The sequence below is a fragment of the Peribacillus sp. SIMBA_075 genome, assembly GCF_046534585.1.
This window is the reverse complement of record NZ_JAWRYN010000315.1, coordinates 1-317: the sequence shown is the minus strand read 5'-3', so window position 1 is coordinate 317 and position 317 is coordinate 1. Positions and strand designations below refer to the sequence as shown.

At 61.8% G+C, this 317-nt stretch carries 1 protein-coding gene; it reads right to left on the bottom strand.

What is annotated here, in order from left to right:
- Positions 1-250: hypothetical protein (locus SB775_RS28385; protein WP_410864512.1), on the bottom strand; the 250-nt coding region annotated here is incomplete at its 3' end.
- Positions 251-317 lie beyond the last annotated feature (67 nt).

The window sequence follows — 317 nt, the reverse complement described above, 5'->3', positions numbered from 1 at the left end:
ACGGCGCCTTGCGGACGGTGTCGCGGCGGTTGTACGTGACCTGGTCGTCGCCGGTGTAGTTCTGGTAGTTCGAGTCATTGGTGAAGCGCACCTTCTCGTTGAAGATGCCATTGCCGAACACCGAATCCTGGCGATTGGCGATCAGCCACGCCGACAGGGGGCGGTCACTGGTGAACTGGTCGATGGGATCGTTCGTGGCGAACGATTCGAGCTGGCGATTTGCGCCCGCCAGCAACTGCGCAGTGGTCAAGGGCATAGGAGCCTCGAAGGGAAAGAAGTGGAGGCCCGGGTGGGCCAGTTCTTTCCGCGTTCGAGGG